This window comes from Flavobacterium araucananum (genome assembly GCF_002222055.1).
GTDB lineage: Bacteria > Bacteroidota > Bacteroidia > Flavobacteriales > Flavobacteriaceae > Flavobacterium > Flavobacterium araucananum.
Window position 1 is genome coordinate 1 of sequence record NZ_MUGS01000074.1, and the last position, 17,471, is coordinate 17,471.

The window sequence follows — 17,471 nt, forward strand, 5'->3', positions numbered from 1 at the left end:
CCGGGCTACGCTACACCCCGTAAGCGGATGCGAATATAGTAATAAATTCCTTTTATAAAAGAAAAATCTCAAAATAAATAAAACTTATTTTGACATAGTTATTTAGGATTTGATTTGGTGGTAAATTTTTATAATAAAGTTTACATTTGCAGCACTTAAAACTATACATATTATGTCAGATACAATCGAAAAAATTAAATGCCTAATTATTGGTTCTGGACCAGCGGGTTATACTGCGGCTATTTATGCTGCCAGAGCAAATATGAATCCGGTTTTATATCAAGGAATGCAGCCTGGTGGACAGTTGACTACGACTAATGAAGTAGAGAATTTTCCGGGATATGTTGATGGTGTTACAGGACCTGAAATGATGATTCAGTTACAAGAACAAGCGAAGCGTTTTGGAGCTGACATCCGTGATGGTTGGGCAACAAAAGTTGATTTTTCAGGAGATATTCATAAAGTTTGGATTAATGATTCAATCGAATTGCACTGTGAAACGGTTATTATTTCTACAGGAGCATCGGCTAAATATTTAGGATTACCATCAGAACAACATTATTTGCAAATGGGTGGCGGAGTTTCTGCTTGTGCCGTTTGTGATGGTTTTTTCTACCGTAACCAGGAAGTGGTTATTGTTGGAGCAGGAGATTCTGCTTGCGAAGAAGCACATTACTTGTCTAAACTTTGTAAAAAAGTGACGATGTTGGTAAGAAGCGAAAAATTCAGAGCTTCAAAAATTATGGAAGAGCGCGTTCGTAAAACCGAAAATATCGAGATTTTACTAAACCACGATACTGTTGAAGTAGTAGGAGACAATCAGGTTGTACATGCAATAAAAGCATTGAACAAAACGACTGGTCAGGTAATTGAAATTCCTGCAACCGGATTTTTCGTAGCCATTGGTCACAAGCCAAATACAGATATTTTTGCAGATTATATTACGCTGGACGAAACAGGTTATATCATTAATACTCCAGGAACCTCTAATACAAATGTACCGGGTGTTTTTGTAGCAGGTGATGCTGCAGATCATGTATACCGTCAGGCAATTACTGCTGCTGGTACAGGATGTATGGCGGCACTTGATGCTGAGCGTTATTTAGCGTCTAAGGAATAAGTATTCAGTCTCCGTTTTCAGAGCTACTAAATTTTTGTAAAATAAATAGTCCCATTCGCCGCGGCGAATGGGACTATTTGTTTTAGGAATCTCATTCCGGTATAGCTGAAAAAGGAGAGCGAAAACTATTTTTATAGCGGTGTTGCTGTTGTTGCTTTTGCTTTTACAGCACTTGGTTTCTTGATTAATTTTGCTTCTTCGCTAAAACGTGTCAGTTCTATTTTTGGATTACCAAATAATGAAATTTCTGATTTGTCTCCCGCTGCAATTGATAGGCTGGTTTCGGCTAAAAGAGTAGCTAAAGCAGAACCTTCGGTAGTAATATTTGCTTCTTTTAGTGTGAATTTAGTTCCTGTAAAGACCGAATTATTGTCTAAACGAATGGTGGCTTTTTCGGCAATACCTTCAATAGCTGCAACTGCTTTTTGATAAAGATCACATTTGAATTTTATTGCAGAAACCAATGTTTTTATCGAAGCATTTTTGCTCAATTGCAAATTGGCATCTTCAGATTTTAAATTCAATTCAGTTCTTGATTTATCATCCGCAAAAAGGCTGAATTTTTTTGAATTTACATTTAGGTATAATTTCGAATAATCAAAAGTATTAAAAGTAATATTATCTAACTGAAGCTCCTGAATTGCATAAATTACAGCGTCGTTTTTAGCAATTACAGTTTTTAATGAACTTGTATAGGTAACGCGAACAATTAGTTTTTTGAAAATAGTACTTTCTTTCGAAGTATATAAACGAAGCACTTTTTCTCTTAAATCCATACTGATGATATCATGTAAATTATCATCGGCTTCGATTTTTATTTCGTTTTTTTCTCCTCTTTCTAAGTAAACTTCTAAATTATCATCGGCTTCAATTCCGTCAAATTCTCCTACTTCCTTTATAGAAGTAGTGACGATTTTAGATCCTTTTATTTTTTCTCTTCTTTGGGCAAAAGTAAATGTTGTAACCAATAATAATAGGAGTAGAGCGGTATTCTTTTTCATTAATTCTAGATTTGGTTTTCACAAATATAAAAAAATCATCCACTTTCGATGAATGATTTTTTTATATTTAACAGATAAATATTGTTTACCCCTGGCTGATACTTCCTCCTGAATTCGAAGTTTTCTCGATTGTTTTAGGCGCTATATCATAATTGATGCTTCCTCCGCTGCTTGCTTCAGCTTTTAAGCTTACTATTGGATGTACATTTATACTTCCGCCACTAGAAGCATCTGCATGAACTTCATTTGCCAGTAATTGATGTGCATTTATGCTGGAACCGCTTGATGCCGATGTTTTAATTCGCAATGCTTTTCCTTTTATGCTTACCGTACTTCCGCTTCCTGAATCGATATTAATATTTTCGGTTTCGACATTAAGATCCATTGTTGAAGCGCTTGAAGTTTCCAGATCAAGATTTTCACCCTGAAGAAGACCTTTGCTTGATACCGTAGAAGCACTTGAAGCTTCCAATTTGTCAATTTTAGGTGTTTTTACAGTTACTTTTCTCTTTGTATCTCTAAACGTACCGTGTCTGGATTTAATGATCAAAGTTCCGTTTTCGACCTTTGTAATAATTTCTTTCTGGATATTGTCATCTGCTTCTACAATAATTTCAGTAGTATCAGATTGCTCCACAACTAATTCGATCGCATTGCTTACGGATATTTTTGTAAAATCTCCCTCAACAATTCTCTTTTCAGTGGTTACATTTCCGCTTCCTTCAATTGTATTGACATTAAAGTTACAAGAAGCAAATAATAATGCGGTAATAGTTGCAACAATGAATTTTGTAATATGAATGATTATTTTTATCATGGCTTAGTTAATTTTGATTATAACTCCGTTTTTATCAGTGGTTAGTCTTCCGTTGGTTTTTTTTCCGTTTAAAACTTCTTTCCCATTAATTTTAACCGAAACTTCATTTATGGTATCGTTGTCGGTATCACCTTCGTCACCTGTATTATCATTTACATAGTCATTGTCATTCATGTAATCATTTTCGTCAGATGGGCAATTCAAACATTTTATTTTCGAACCTTCTACTTTGTAGTTGTAATTACCACTAAAGTGTAAATTGAAAAAATCATTATCAGAATCATCATAATCCTGGACAGATGCATCCGGTTTGAACAATTGTCCTTGAGGCAAGTACAAATATACATCAACTTCCTGACCTCTGAATTTGTTTTTTACATCTGTAAGAAAATAATTATCCAGGATTAAATGGGTTCCTTTAATTTCAAATTTGTAATTAATTTTTTCAGCTCTTTGTTTAGCAGATATAAATGAATTTCCTCTTGCACTTTTTTCGATCTGAATAAAAGGAGCAGCTTCATCTGTACGTAATACATGTAAACGAACGTCATTAGAATACAATAATTGATTGTTTGCTGAATCCTGTACAAACTCAAATTCTCTGTAATGGTTCAAATCTTTTGCATAATAATCGTTGTATCTGAATTTTACGAACAACGTATCTTTTGCACTAATGTTAAGCGCTTTTTTCTCTACTGTTTTATTGTCGTAAGAAATCTCAGTGGCTTGTTTAATTCCGATGCTAATAACAATGGCAACCGCAATAATCCAAATGGCTAACAAAGTATATTTAGTAATATTCCCGATCGATTTTAAGTTTGGAGATAACAATTTGAAACCTAAAAGTGTCAAAAAGAAAAACGGAATTCCAACAGCAAAGAACATTAAAAGTCCAAAAGACCAGATAGGATAATCTGTAAAGTTTCCTGCTTCTACAAAGTTTTGCCAGGGAAAATCAACAAAAACATTAGTCCCTAAAGTAAAAACCCCAATCAATAACATGATCAAAACGCTAAGGCCTGACATTATTAAGATTACGCCTAAAAACTTAGCGAAGATTTTAAAAACCGTCATGATAAAGTCTCCAAATGAACTACTTATTCTCTCAGCTCCCGACTTTACCTGGTTTCCCATTGCATCATAATCTGCATTTTTAAATTTATCAGACAATGATTCGATTTCTTCACGAACTTTTTTCTCAATATTCGAAATCGTAACCGGTTCCCCTGTCATTTCAAGTTTTTCAGAGGTTGTAACGGCTTCCGGAGTTACAACCCAAAGAACAAAATAAGCTAAAATTCCAGTTCCAAAACCTGCAAAAACAAATACCAGGAATATAATTTTTATCCAAACAGCGTCAATCCCAAAATAGTGTCCTAAACCTGTTGCAACACCACCAATCATACCTTTTTCTTTGTCGCGGTATAATTTTTTATGCTTTCTGTTACTATAGTCAAAAGACTTATTGTTTGGTTTTTCTTCATCTTCGATGATATAGTCTTCAGGTTGCCCCATAACTGTAATCACTTCATCAACATCTTTCAAGCCTACAACATGTTTCTCGCTTTTTTGTTTTTCTGTTAATAATTCAGAAACACGCATTTCGATGTCTTTAATAATTTCATCCTGACCAGATGAGTTGTTTAATGATCGTTTTATTGCGTCAAAATAGCGTGTCAATTTTAAATATGCATCTTCATCGATGTGAAAAAACATACCGCCTAAGTTAATATTTACTGTTTTGTTCATGACTTATTGATTTTGATTGGTGATTAGATTTACGGCGTCAGACAATTCTGTCCAGGTTCCGCTAAGTTCGGTTAAAAATGTTTGTCCTATTTCGGTTAATCCATAATATTTTCGTGGTGGTCCTGAAGTCGATTCTTCCCATCGATAATTAAGCAAACCGTCGTTTTTAAGCCTAGTCAAAAGTGGATAAACTGTTCCCTCAACAACTAGTAATTTTGCGTTTTTTAAAGTGTCTAATATTTCTGATGTGTATGCGTCTTTTTCTTTTAGTACGGATAAGATGCAAAACTCAAGAACACCTTTGCGCATCTGTGCTTTTGTGTTTTCAATGTTCATAATTTCATTTTGTTTTTTTTAGATTGAACAATTCGTTTTTTGATTGATGATGATTGATTGATGATTGATTTCGAAACAATTCCTGTTGATTGCCTGTAAAGTTTCGACTATAACTTTTAATTTTTTTATGTCAGGCTGAGCGAAGTCGAAGCCCCTTTTTTATTACTTTATAAAATTGATTGTCAAAGGATATTTATATAATTCTCCGTTTGAAGCTTTTATCGAAGCATAAATCACTAAAAAGAATTCAACAAATTTTAATAATCCAAAAAGTAAAACTGCCGTCGCTCCAATACTTAATATTCCAATATTTCCGTCGATGTTTAGATTTCTGATGATGAAATCCTCATCGTTAAAAATGGTATTGATTGGAAGGTTTTTTAAGAGTACAAATGCAAAAATCGGAATTGCAATTAAAGCTAAAACTAAAGTGTAAAGCAAAAGACTTAATTGAAAATTTAATGTTTGCTTTCCGTGGTGATTTACAAATTCTGATTTGTCTTTGTAACTCGTCCAGATTAATATCGGGAAAATGTAATTCCCAAACGGAATAATGTACTGGCTTAATGTACTTAAATGTGTGAACGTTGCAATGTTCTTTTCTGTGGTTGTTTCCATGATTAGTGGTGTTGTTGTTTCCATGATTAAAAGTATATAGTATTTTCTTATGCAAATATATGTCTAAAAGACAGTATCTTGTTTTGCATAGTACCAAATATTAACAAAATTTTAACAAAGTTAAAATTTAAATTCAATCTATAATTAGCTGAAAATCATTCGGAAGTATTGGTTTTGTTCACATTTTAGGAAAGTAATTGCAGTTTATTGTGCGTGCATAGTTTTTTTGTATTTTTACATAAAAAAATAAATCACATGGCAATATCAGTTTCCAAACTCAACAAATTTGTGTTATTCAAATTACCATCGGCATACATTTGTGGTGTACGTGTAAAGGCAATCGACGATGATAGATGTGTTGTAAGCGTAAAACACAGGTGGATCAATCAGAATCCTTTTAACTCGATGTATTTTGCAGTTCAGGCAATGGCTGCGGAGTTAACAACGGGAGCATTGGTTATCTCGCAAATTCAACAAAGCGGAAAAAAAATCTCAATGCTGGTCGCAAACAATAAAGGAAACTTTACCAAAAAAGCGACAGGACGTATCACATTTGTTTGCAACGACGGACATTTAATTGCCGATGCGATAAAAAAAACCATCGAAACAGGCGAGGGGCAAACTTTCTGGATGAAATCTATAGGAACCGATGAAAAAGGTATTCAGGTCTCAGAAATGGATTTTGAATGGAGCGTAAGAATTAAATAGTTTTTTAGCCACAGATTTTACAGATTAAAAGGATTTTTGAACGAAGAATAAATGCAAATTTTTCGCCACGAATTTCACGAATTAGCACAAATTCAAAATGCTTATTACATTTTGCGAAAAAAATAATTCGCGGAAATTCGTGAAATTCGTGGCAAAAAAAAAATAAAAAAATGCCTCAAATATTTGAGGCATTTTACTTTTAAAACATGTTTTGCTTATTTTTTAGCGCAACATTTTTTGTCTTTTTTGTCGTCTGTTTTTTTACAGCACGATTCTTTTTTAGCTTTTTCTTTTTTAGGAGTTGGTTTTGTGTCTTGTGCTTGTGCACCAATTGTAAATAAAGCGATTGCTAAAACGGTAAATAATTTCTTCATTTTTAGTATAATTTAATTGTTAGGTATTATTCTTTTTTTTGATTGAAGATGTTAGTTCAAATATAATAGGTTTTAGTTTCTCAAATTGTCAACGATACGTTAATACAGATCAAACTACTATTAAATTTTAGGGTTAATAATTCAGATTTAATCCAAAACCAATTCCCATATCACTATCATAATGCGTTGTAATCCCAAAGTTTCTGGCAACAATATATTTTAAACCTGCCATATATTCCTTATCTGTATTCCACATTAAATTCATTCGCAAACGCCTGGAAAGCGGAATATCTTTTCGTTCAAATTGTACCCTTACATTTCCATCCGTATAAACCTCAACTTGCGCTTTTATGAGCATTGGCAAAGTATATTCCATACCTGCACTAAAAACCGAGCGATTGTCTTTGGTATTCTTTTGACCAAACATATTTTGTTCCTGTTCGTCCATACCCATTCTTCTATAGCGCCAATCGAAACCTATAAAAGGCATAAACCATTGCATTTTGCCAATATACCGACCGATATGAGTTTCGGTTTCATAACCGTGTTCCTTGTTATACCCCAATCTCCATTCTGTTCCTATGCTCCAACGTGTGCTGCCTAACATTGCTTCTCCGTCATTTCCGTTTGAGGCAAAATCATTTTCGCCCATAAAATGAAACATTCGATCGTCCATTTTTAGCATTTTGTAAGCCATTTTAGGATCATGAATCAACGGATTTGGTGCTGAATTTTCATAACTAAAAATACGTCCCATTCCCGCCATCATGTGATATAAGATGTGGCAGTGAAAAAACCAATCGCCATCAGCATTTGCCTGAAATTCGATCGTATCAGTTTCCATTGGCATAATATCAATCACATTTTTTAGCGGAGAATACTCGCCATGTTCATTAATAATCCTGAAATCGTGTCCATGCAAATGCATTGGGTGGCGCATCATCGAACCATTGTATAATGTGATACGAACGTTTTCTCCTTTTTTGATTAAGATTTTATCCGTTTCAGAAATCACCTTGTTATCTAAACTCCAAACATAACGGTTCATATTTCCGGACAATTCAAAGCGTAATTCTTTTACCGGAGCGTCTTTTGGCAATGTTGTTACGGTTGGAGATTTCAGCATTCCGTAATTCAAAGTTGTAATTTCGGCAGTTTCAGTAGAATCGCTCGACATTTTCATATCATCCATTTTCATGCCTTCCATAGTATGCATCGAATGATCTTCGGTTTTTGCAGCTTCGTCTTCGCCGGAAATTTCAGGATACATCACCGCATTCATGTCCATTTTATTCAGAGACATTTTCATACCCATATCATTCATTTCACCGTTCATCTTCATCATATCGTTCATCATTTTCATGCCTTCAAAATATTTTAATTTCGGAAGATGTTTGACAGGCTGTTTCGTTCCTTCGCCTAAAAATAATGTTGCTGATCCGGTTCTGTCTTCGGCTGTAGCCAAAAAAGCAAAGGATTTATGATCTTCAGGAATCGTCACGACAATATCATAAGTTTCAGAAACCGCAATAATCAATCGATCCACTTCTACAGGTTCAACATCGTTGCCGTCGCTGGCAACAACCGTAATTTTTCCGCCGCCATAAGTCAGCCAGAAATAACTCGAAGCGCCTCCGTTTGCAATTCGCAATCTGACTTTATCGCCCGCTTTAAATTGTTTAAGCTGATCTTCATTTTTTCCATTAATCAAAAACTTCTCATAATATACATCACTTACATCCATGGCATTCATACGTTTCCATTCGTTGGTAACTTTTGTCGAGAACTGACCTTGTTTAATAGCTTCGGCATAACTTTGAGTAGTTCCTTTTTTTATCGCAAACCAATCGTTGGCATTGTGCAACATTCGTTGTACATTCTCCGGTTTCAGATCTGTCCATTCGCTTAAGATAACCGGAATCGTTGGCAAATCATCTATTCCTTTTCTAAAAGTAGTATCGTCTTTCTTTTTGTTGATGATAAAAAGTCCGTACAAACCAATTTGTTCCTGCAATCCGGAATGGCTGTGATACCAATAGGTTCCGTTTTGAATAATTGGGAAACTATATTTATGAGTTGTTCCGGGTTTTATGGGCATTTGAGTCAAAAACGGAACACCATCTTCTTTATTTGGCAAAAATAATCCGTGCCAGTGTAGTGCTGTATCTTCGTTTTTTAAGTCGTTATGCACATAAATTTCCGCAATATCACCTTCGGTAAAAGTCAAAGTAGGCATTGGGATTTGCCCGTTAACAGTAAGAGCTCGTTTTTCTTTTCCGGAAAAATTAACAATCGTATCCCGAACATGTAAATCATAGCGAACAACTTTTTGAGCATTGACACTAAAAGCGATTAAAAAGGAAATTAGAATAGTATATAGTTTCATATTGATTTAACCCATTGGGTGTAATTATTTTTAACACATTGAAACATAGAATTATTGAACTTAAAAAAGGCGTTTCACTTGCATTAATACATCCCGATAGCTATCGGGACTATGTTTGAGAAACAAGTTTCTTTTTGATTTACTTTTTCGTAAACATAAAATCTATGTTTCTATATGTTTAATTATTTTTTTTATGCATTACACCCAATGGGTATATTGATTTTTTAAAGGTTTAGATTGCGTAAACGTAACGCATTAACAATTACCGAAACCGAACTCAAACTCATTGCAAGAGCCGCGAGCATTGGCGATAACAAAATGCCGAATACAGGATATAAAATTCCTGCGGCAACAGGCACGCCTAAAATATTGTATATAAAAGCAAAAAATAAATTTTGTTTGATGTTTTTCATAACGGAATAACTTAGTTTTTTAGCTTTTACAATTCCGTTTAAGTCCCCTTTTACCAGTGTTATTTTAGCACTTTCTATGGCAACATCTGTTCCGGTTCCCATTGCGATTCCAATATTTGCCTGTGCTAAAGCCGGAGCATCATTGATTCCGTCACCAGCCATGGCAACAATTTTACCTTCGGCTTGCAAACGCTTAATCTCTTTGAGTTTATCTTCAGGAAGACAATCTGCTTTAAATGAACTTAAATGCAATTGATTTGCAACCGCTTTGGCAGTATTGCTATTATCTCCCGTCATCATGATTACTTCGACACCCTGATCGATTAAATCTTTGATTGCTTTGGCACTATTTTTCTTAATAGCATCAGTTATCGATATATAACCCAAAACAACATTATCGACTGAGATATATGAAACTGTTTTGCCCAGATTTTGTTCGGCAGTAATCTTGTTTTCGATATCCTCAGAGATCGAAGCACCAACCTGAAGCATTAGTTTTTTATTTCCTAAAGCAACTGTTGAGTTGTTTACAGTTCCTATAACTCCTTTTCCGGCAATGGCTTCAAAGTCCGGAACGTCAAGAATCGTTTGGTTTTTAGCTTTAGCAAAATTCACCACAGCTTGTGCCAAAGGATGCTCGCTATGCTGGTTTAGCGAAGCAATGTTTTGCAGTAAAACATCTTCATTATTATTAACGGCGTAGATTTTTTCGACCGAAGGTTTTCCTTCCGTAATAGTTCCGGTTTTATCCGTGATCAAAACATCTATTTTGCTCATGTTTTCCAGAGCTTCGGCATTTTTTATCAGAATCCCGAATTGCGCTCCTTTACCCACACCAACCATAACCGACATTGGAGTTGCCAATCCTAAAGCACAAGGGCAAGCGATAATTAACACGGCAATAGCATTAATTAATCCGTAAATATAAGCGGGTTCCGGACCAAATTTTGCCCAGATAAAAAAGGTAGCAACAGCAATAATGACAACCGTTGGTACAAAATATTTGGCGACACGATCTGCTAATTTCTGGATTGGCGCTCTCGAACGACTTGCATCATTGACCATTTGTATGATTTGCGAAAGCAAAGTTTCTGAACCTACTTTTTCGGCAAGCATTACAAATGATTTGGTTCCGTTTATAGTTCCCGCAATTACAGAATCGTCCACTTTTTTATCAACCGGAATTGGCTCTCCCGTAATCATAGCTTCATCAATACTGCTTTCGCCGATGGTAATTTTTCCGTCAACCGGAATTTTTTCTCCCGGTTTTACACGAAGTAAATCTCCTTTTTTAATAGTATCAATCGAAATTACTTTATCAGTTCCGTTTTCTACCAAAGTCGCTTCGGTTGGAGCTAGTTTTAATAATGCTTTTATGGCTCCATTTGTTTGGCCGTGGGCTTTGGCTTCTAATAATTGCCCTAATAAAACCAATGTTATAATAACGGTTGCAGCTTCAAAATAAAGATGGATGGTACCGTGATGTGATTTAAACTCGGATGGAAAAATATCAGGAAAGAACATTCCGGCTATACTAAAAAAGAATGCAACGCTGGTTCCGATCCCAATAAGAGTAAACATGTTTAAGTTCCAGGTGATAATCGATTTGTAGGCACGGACAAAAAACATCCAGCCTGCATAAAAAAGTACCGGGATAGAAAATAGGAATTGGACCCAGTTCCAGTTTTCTATAGACATTATTCTGTATAGCGGATTATTGGGAATCATTTCAGACATTGAAATAATAAAGATTGGAAGCGTAAATAAAATCGCAATCTTCATTTTTTTTAATAAGTCAGTATACGTTTTATTTTCTTCAGATTCAGATGTCTGCATCGCAACCAAATCCATTCCGCAAATGGGGCAATCGCCTGGTTTGTTGTATGTTTTGTCGCCCTCGCAATGCATAGGACAATAAAAAATGCCTGTTGTATTATGATTGTGGGCTATACTTGTTTTTTTATGTTCATATCCGGTATGATTTTCTTTTTTTTGACTGGAACAGCAGGATTTAAGGGGAGTTTCCGGAGTATCTTTAGCTGAAGTCATCTCAATAGTATACTTTCCGGCTTGGGCTAAAACTTCCTGAAATTTTTCAGTTGCCACATGTTTCAACATTACGATGGTAGCCAAAGGTGGGTTTAAGGTTACTTCGGCTTGAACTCCTTCGATCGTATTCAAAGTTTTTTCGACTTTTTTACGACAGCCATCGCACGACATTCCTGAAATTATATAGTGATGAGTCATTGTTTTTATCTTTTTTAAGTATTACAATGCAAATGTCCGAACTAACGTTTACTTCGGTTTGTATAATTATGAGAATGATTTGCAAGATTTACGAAAGGGGAATTAACCGTAATCCCGATAGCTATCGGGAGCAAAGTTTTTTGTATATGCTGGATTTTATAAAAACGCAATCCCGATAGCTATCGGGAGCAAAGCTTTGTCTGAAATAACTTTGCGAAAAAACATAGCCAATGGTTTCAACCTTGGGGATGCATATTGGAATTAATTCGTTGCGTTCCAATGGTTGAAACCATTGGCTATGTTTATCATCTTTGTGTTCTTTTTGATTAAAAAAAATATTACAAATTCTCAATCTTTAAATAAAAATGGGGTTTGATTTTTAATGTTATATAAAAGTAATGATATTTTTAGTTACAGAATTGGATCACAAGAAAATAGCATGATTTTTGTATCTTTGTAACAATAAAAAAAATAAGATCATGACAACTATAACTATAAACGAGCGAACAAAAGCAGGTAAAACATTACTTGAACTGGCAAAGTTGTTAGCTGTTACTAATAAAGGTGTAAAAATAGAGGAAGAAGAAAGTCCTTACAATCCTGAATTTGTTGCTATGATAGAGAAAAGATATGCTGATTATAAAAGTGGAAAATCTAAAAGTATAATAGTTGATCCTAATGATATATGGGGAAGTTTAGGGTTGAAATAATTCCAGAAGCGAAGATCGAAATTACAAAGCATTTAAAGTCAGGAAATCAGGCAAGTATTAAAAAGATTGCAAAAATCTTAGAGGAATTAGCTGAAAATCCATTTGAAGGAGTTGGGAAACCTGAGGCATTAAAGCATCAATTTTCAGGATTTTGGTCAAGAGAAATAAATAAAAAAGACAGAATTATATATAGTGTCGAGGAAGAAATTGTAACTGTTGTGGTGATCTCTGCAATGGGACATTATTCAGATAAATAAAAAACGTGCCAGATATAGCACGTTTTTTTATTTTAGAAATTAACGTTTACAAATTCTCAATCTGAATGCGTTTCTTATCCTTCAATTGTTTGAAATAAGTAGGGGTGAAACCCGTAATTTTTTTAAACTGATTGCTCAAATGTGCTACGTTGCTATAGTTTAAAATATCAGCAATTTCGCTTAACGAGAGTTCGTTGTAAATCAATAACTCTTTTACCTTTTCTATTTTTTGGCTGATAAAGTATTTTTCTATGGTAGTGTTTTCAATTTCTGAGAATAGATTACTGAGTGTACTATAATCCTGGTTGAGGTTCTCGACCAGGTATTCAGACAAATTGATTTTGAGTTCACTATTTTTATGATGAACCAAATCGACTATAAGATTTTTGATTTTCTCGATAGTCTTACTTTTTTTATCATCAATAAAATCAAATCCTAAGACTTGCAGGTTTTTTAGTAAAATTTCTTTTTGAGAATCAGTGATATCATTTTGTAGTTCGACCTCACCCAATTCAACAGAAATAGTATGAAGTCCGAGTTTTTCAAACTCAGACTTCACAACCATCTTACAGCGACCACACACCATGTTTTTGATGTAGAGCGTCATTTTTATTTAATGGTTTCTACCACGTTTCCGCAAGTTAACATCGAAGAACCGTAATACGGATTTTTAACTGCTTTTTCTTTGCTCAACCAGTCAGCATCTGCCATTGGGCAATATTGTTTGTAAACCACTTCGGTAGATTTCGACACTTTAACTAAATCATAGGTGCTTTTAGTCAAAGATTTAAAAGTTTCACGTTGCTTTTTAAGATCAGAAGTAGCCGAAATGCTTTTAGCATCTGCTGTTAATTTTTTTACCACTTTCATCCAGGCCGTATGTTCAGTACTTTTTAGTTTGTCCATTTTTACAGCAGTAATGGCGGTTAATAAATCTTGTGCTTTTGCCGAAGTTAACTTCGCATCACTTTTTATCAAAGCATCTTTTACTGTAAAGTAAGCATCGTAAACAGATTGTAACTGACTAGAATCAGCAATTTCTGTTGTAGTCGTTACGGTTTGATTTGTATTTGCCTGAATGGTGTTTGCAGTAAATAATATTGTAATTACTGCTGCTATAGTTGCTATTGTATTTTTCATTTTTATAAGATTTTAATAGAGAATGTGAATTTATCCTCTAAGTTAAATAATTTATTTTTTTTATATGATGTTTTAATCCCGCAAAGTCGCAGAGACGCAAAGTTTAATTTTTTGGCTTAGAATCTTAGTATCTTAGAACCTTTGTGGCTTAAAAATAATTATGGCTGTCAGAAATACCGTTATTTTATTTTTGGAGGTGACCAGATCGAAGTAAAACCTGCAGAAATACTGCTGTTTCTATAATATGGAGTAGTTTTCTCGAAAGAGAAATTGAATAAATTACTATTGAATTCGAATTCGTTTACAGCAATCATACTAAATTGTAAAGCTGTTGGGGTACAACTCGAATGATCACATTTTCCGTTACAACCGTGCGGATCTTTTTTAGATTCCTGTTTTTTTTCGCAACACTCTTTTTGGCAGGAATCAGCCGTTTCTTTGTTAGAAGTTACCTTTTTTTCGCAAGACATTTTTTCAGAAGATTTTCCACAGGCATAACCTGAACTGGACATCAGGAAGAAGCCAAGAGTTAAAAAGGAAAATAATATGTGAATTTTTTTTGCCAATGGAAATGGTTTTTAAAAATACAAATTTAGATATTTTTTTTAATAGCTACTATTTATTTAAGATTTCGAATAAAGTATTGGGTAAAAATTTTATTTAAGCACATGGTAAAATAGATTCTGTATGTGAAAAAGAAGATTAAAAGAGAAAAACATTTCTTTCTCATAGCTTAACTCTGTGTATTTCTAATAAGTGAAACGCTTTTTTTAAGCCCATAAATCTATGTTACTAGTGTTAAAATTAATTAGGCACATCGAATTTCAAATTTTATGTTTTCTTAAAATCGGTTGGATTCATGTTTTTTCGCTTTTTAAAATAATTAGACAAATGGCTTTCGTCTGTAAAACCAAATTCGTAAGCGATTTGTTTAATTGGTAATTGGTTGTTGTAAATTCGGTTTTCGATCAAAGTAGTTCTAAGATTATGAATATAATCCCGATAACTAATAGAGAATGTTCGCTTGAAGTAAGCACTAAAATAAGTTTCGGCAATATTAAAATGATTGGCAATGACTTTTACCTGAACCAATTTTGGCTGATAAATATTATGATGAATGTAAGTCGAAATTTGTTCGCTGTCTATATGAGTCAATTTCATTTGCAAATTCATGCATCGAATCGTTTCTTTTATCAGACCAAAAATCGAAAGAATCTGGTAAAAAACGATAGGTGATGTCGAAACATCAGATTTGCAATTATACGCCGTGATGTTTTCTACCGTATTTTTTAAGATAGTTTTACAGGGATCGTCTAATTTTAAAACTATTTCCTTAAGCAATTTGTTGCGCATGAAATCTTCCGGTGTATTCAAAAGCAAATCATCGCAAAAAAGATTTTTGTTTGAATCGAAATAATTATCTGTAAACTTGATATAAACAAATCGTGTTCTTTTTTTAATGTCAAAGTAATGCTCATCTTCCGGAGAAATTACAAACAAATCGCCTGTTTTGTAGGGAAGCAGGTTGTTGTTTAAATGATGAATTCCGCTTCCTTTTTTGATATAGATAATTTCATAATAGGTATGCGTGTGCGGAACATGCGGAAAAACGTCATCTTCGAATTCATGAATGATAAGTTTTTCAAACTGATTAAATTTTGGCATAACATAAATTTACAAGTTTATATCGCAAATGTACAACTTATTTTAAAGGGAACAGTGTTAAATTTGCACCATAGAAAATCTATTCCTTTCTTGTAAAACAAATGAAAAAAAGTCTTATTGCACTCTCATTAGGAGGTTTAACAATCGGTATTACCGAGTTTGTTATGATGGGTTTGTTGCCGGATATTGCCTCAGATATGAACGTTTCGATTCCTGTTGCGGGATATTTAATTTCGGCTTATGCGCTTGGTGTTGTCATAGGAGCACCTTTATTAGTTATTCTGGGCAGAAATTTTGCTCCCAAAAAAATGCTTCTGATATTAGCATTGATGTTAACCGTTTTTAATGCGCTTTCGATTATTGCACCTACTTATAATTTTTTATTCGCTTCGAGATTTCTTTCCGGTTTACCACACGGAGCCTTTTTTGGAGTTGGAGCTGTAGTCGCAAGTCGTTTGGCTGACAAAGGCAAAGAAGCGCAAGCAATTGCTATTATGTTTTCGGGTTTAACCCTGGCTAATTTAATAGGTGTACCAATTGGTACTTATATAGGTCACCATTTTATATGGAGATATACTTTTGTATTAATTGCTATTGTAGGGATGCTTACCTTTTTGTTTATTTCTTTGTGGATGCCAAATCTCGAGAAAAGTGGCAACGTAAACATGAAAACACAACTTCAGTTCTTTAAAAAGACAGAAGCCTGGTTGATTATCGGAATTACTGCCGTGGGATTTGGGGGATTGTTTGCCTGGATTAGTTATATCGCGCCATTATTGACAAATGTTTCTAAATTTTCTGAAGATAATGTTTCATACATCCTGATTTTGGCGGGGCTTGGTATGGTTGTTGGAAATTTTTTAGGGGGTAAATTGGCAGATAAATATTCGCCTGCACCTACCGTATTGGCATTATTGTTTGTAATGTCTATCGATTTGATCCTGGTTTACCTGTTCTCTGCTAATCAATATATGTCGTTACTGCTGACGTTTTTAACCGGAGCAATTTCTTTTTCGGTTATAGCACCAATTCAAATGTTGATGATCAGAACGGCCAAAGATGCTGAGATGATTGCATCTGCGGCACTTCAGGGAAGTTTTAATATTGGTAATGCTTTGGGTGCCTTTTTGGGAGGTTTGCCTCTGACAGCCGGATATAGTTATGCCTCACCAAATCTTATTGGTGTAGCAATGGCTGTAATTGGTATGATTATTACTTTTATACTGATGCAAAAACATAAAAGCAATCTGCAACTGCAACGTGCTTAAAATGTAAAATCTTCTCTTCGAAAAATAGAGTCCTTAAATAATTTTGTTTAAGGACTTTTTTTGTGCCTGTATACGAACTCATTTTGTATTTTGTAAATTCTCTTTAAGAAAATAATTACAAAAAAAATGCTCTTTAATAATTGTTCCGTTTTAGGATTTTTATTTCGTTTTCCTTAAAGGCTATAATTCAAGTCCCTAATATATTTATAATTTTTTCTCGTGTAATCGATTATTTTTTTAGAATAAAACAGCACAAATCTATAATTACTAATAATATATTTAATATTTATTAGGGATATAAATTACACATGTCATATAAATAAGTCACTTTATTTTTGATATATAATTTATTTTAGGAAATTTTTATGAATTTTAATTTTTTATCTAAAAAAAATATCTATGTTTGTGTAATCGATTACAACTTTTTTTATTGCAAAAAAATTACGCATTAATAGTAGTTGTAAATAAGTATAAAAGTAAGCTATTACTGAGAAAAAGAAGCTACAGCTATAATAAAAGAGTCGAAAGGCGAACTTTAAAAATAACCACAAAAAATACCTTAAAACAAAAAAACTAATTAATAACTTAAACAATCAACCATGAATTTTAAAGATTTATTTAACAAAGGAGCAAATTGTTGCTTTGCAGTTGTTTTCTTATTG

Annotated in this window: 17 protein-coding genes; 5 read left to right on the forward strand and 12 right to left on the reverse strand. The window is 33.9% G+C overall.

Going from position 1 to position 17,471, the window contains the following annotated elements:
- Positions 1–172: 172 nt before the first annotated feature.
- Positions 173–1,120 carry a thioredoxin-disulfide reductase gene (gene trxB, locus B0A64_RS23260; protein WP_089481852.1) on the forward strand — a complete coding sequence of 316 codons (948 nt, stop codon included), beginning with the start codon at positions 173–175 and terminating at the stop codon, positions 1,118–1,120.
- A gap of 131 nt (positions 1,121–1,251) precedes the next feature.
- Here trxB and B0A64_RS23265 read toward each other — a convergent pair whose 3' ends face one another.
- The 5 genes from B0A64_RS23265 to B0A64_RS23285 all read right to left on the reverse strand — a co-directional run bounded on the left by B0A64_RS23265 (position 1,252) and on the right by B0A64_RS23285 (position 5,665).
- The gene (locus B0A64_RS23265) at positions 1,252–2,121 is read right to left on the reverse strand and encodes a GIN domain-containing protein (protein WP_089481853.1); all 870 of its coding nucleotides are present in this window, start codon (positions 2,119–2,121) and stop codon (positions 1,252–1,254) included.
- An 85-nt stretch (positions 2,122–2,206) separates the two neighbouring features.
- Positions 2,207–2,938 carry a head GIN domain-containing protein gene (locus B0A64_RS23270; RefSeq protein WP_089481854.1) on the reverse strand — a complete coding sequence of 244 codons (732 nt, stop codon included), beginning with the start codon at positions 2,936–2,938 and terminating at the stop codon, positions 2,207–2,209.
- 3 nt (positions 2,939–2,941) lie between these two features.
- The gene (locus tag B0A64_RS23275) at positions 2,942–4,687 is read right to left on the reverse strand and encodes a PspC domain-containing protein (RefSeq protein WP_089481855.1); all 1,746 of its coding nucleotides are present in this window, start codon (positions 4,685–4,687) and stop codon (positions 2,942–2,944) included.
- A 3-nt stretch (positions 4,688–4,690) separates the two neighbouring features.
- The gene (locus B0A64_RS23280) at positions 4,691–5,023 is read right to left on the reverse strand and encodes a PadR family transcriptional regulator (RefSeq protein ID WP_089481856.1); all 333 of its coding nucleotides are present in this window, start codon (positions 5,021–5,023) and stop codon (positions 4,691–4,693) included.
- A 162-nt stretch (positions 5,024–5,185) separates the two neighbouring features.
- Entirely contained in the window at positions 5,186–5,665 is a 480-nt protein-coding gene (locus tag B0A64_RS23285; RefSeq protein WP_089481857.1) for a DUF4870 domain-containing protein, read from the reverse strand.
- A 231-nt stretch (positions 5,666–5,896) separates the two neighbouring features.
- On the opposite strand from B0A64_RS23285, the gene B0A64_RS23290 reads away from it, so the two are divergent.
- Entirely contained in the window at positions 5,897–6,349 is a 453-nt protein-coding gene (locus B0A64_RS23290) for a DUF4442 domain-containing protein (protein ID WP_089481858.1), read from the forward strand.
- Positions 6,350–6,564: 215 nt separating this feature from the next.
- On the opposite strand, the gene B0A64_RS25310 is transcribed toward B0A64_RS23290, so the two are convergent.
- From B0A64_RS25310 to B0A64_RS23300, 3 genes are all read right to left on the reverse strand, one after another.
- The gene (locus B0A64_RS25310) at positions 6,565–6,723 is read right to left on the reverse strand and encodes a hypothetical protein (RefSeq protein ID WP_165769868.1); all 159 of its coding nucleotides are present in this window, start codon (positions 6,721–6,723) and stop codon (positions 6,565–6,567) included.
- A 133-nt stretch (positions 6,724–6,856) separates the two neighbouring features.
- Positions 6,857–9,109: a multicopper oxidase family protein gene (locus tag B0A64_RS23295; protein WP_089481859.1), complete on the reverse strand. Its 2,253-nt coding sequence runs from the start codon at positions 9,107–9,109 to the stop codon at positions 6,857–6,859.
- 224 nt (positions 9,110–9,333) lie between these two features.
- Complete coding sequence (locus B0A64_RS23300; protein WP_089481860.1) at positions 9,334–11,769, reverse strand: heavy metal translocating P-type ATPase; 2,436 nt, start codon at positions 11,767–11,769, stop codon at positions 9,334–9,336.
- A gap of 479 nt (positions 11,770–12,248) precedes the next feature.
- Here B0A64_RS23300 and B0A64_RS23305 point away from each other — a divergent pair, with 479 nt between their 5' ends.
- Complete coding sequence (locus B0A64_RS23305; protein ID WP_089481861.1) at positions 12,249–12,479, forward strand: DUF2683 family protein; 231 nt, start codon at positions 12,249–12,251, stop codon at positions 12,477–12,479.
- Positions 12,455–12,736: a Txe/YoeB family addiction module toxin gene (locus tag B0A64_RS23310; protein ID WP_089481862.1), complete on the forward strand. Its 282-nt coding sequence runs from the start codon at positions 12,455–12,457 to the stop codon at positions 12,734–12,736. The genes B0A64_RS23305 and B0A64_RS23310 overlap by 25 nt, the downstream gene beginning before the upstream one ends.
- Positions 12,737–12,782: 46 nt before the next feature.
- Here B0A64_RS23310 and B0A64_RS23315 read toward each other — a convergent pair whose 3' ends face one another.
- The 4 genes from B0A64_RS23315 to B0A64_RS23330 form a co-directional block, all read right to left on the reverse strand.
- Positions 12,783–13,343 (reverse strand): helix-turn-helix domain-containing protein, encoded by a 561-nt coding sequence (locus B0A64_RS23315; protein ID WP_089481863.1) that lies wholly within the window; start codon positions 13,341–13,343, stop codon positions 12,783–12,785.
- 2 nt (positions 13,344–13,345) lie between these two features.
- A complete protein-coding gene (locus B0A64_RS23320; RefSeq protein WP_089481864.1) occupies positions 13,346–13,876 on the reverse strand; it encodes a DUF3347 domain-containing protein in 531 nt (176 codons plus the stop codon).
- Between the two features lie 179 nt (positions 13,877–14,055).
- Positions 14,056–14,442, reverse strand: a complete 387-nt coding sequence (locus B0A64_RS23325; RefSeq protein ID WP_244285479.1) for a hypothetical protein — start codon at positions 14,440–14,442, stop codon at positions 14,056–14,058.
- 265 nt (positions 14,443–14,707) lie between these two features.
- A complete protein-coding gene (locus B0A64_RS23330; RefSeq protein ID WP_089481866.1) occupies positions 14,708–15,541 on the reverse strand; it encodes an AraC family transcriptional regulator in 834 nt (277 codons plus the stop codon).
- Positions 15,542–15,642: 101 nt separating this feature from the next.
- Between B0A64_RS23330 and B0A64_RS23335 the strand changes: the two genes are divergently transcribed.
- Positions 15,643–16,809 carry an MFS transporter gene (locus B0A64_RS23335; RefSeq protein ID WP_089481867.1) on the forward strand — a complete coding sequence of 389 codons (1,167 nt, stop codon included), beginning with the start codon at positions 15,643–15,645 and terminating at the stop codon, positions 16,807–16,809.
- Positions 16,810–17,471: the final 662 nt, after the last annotated feature.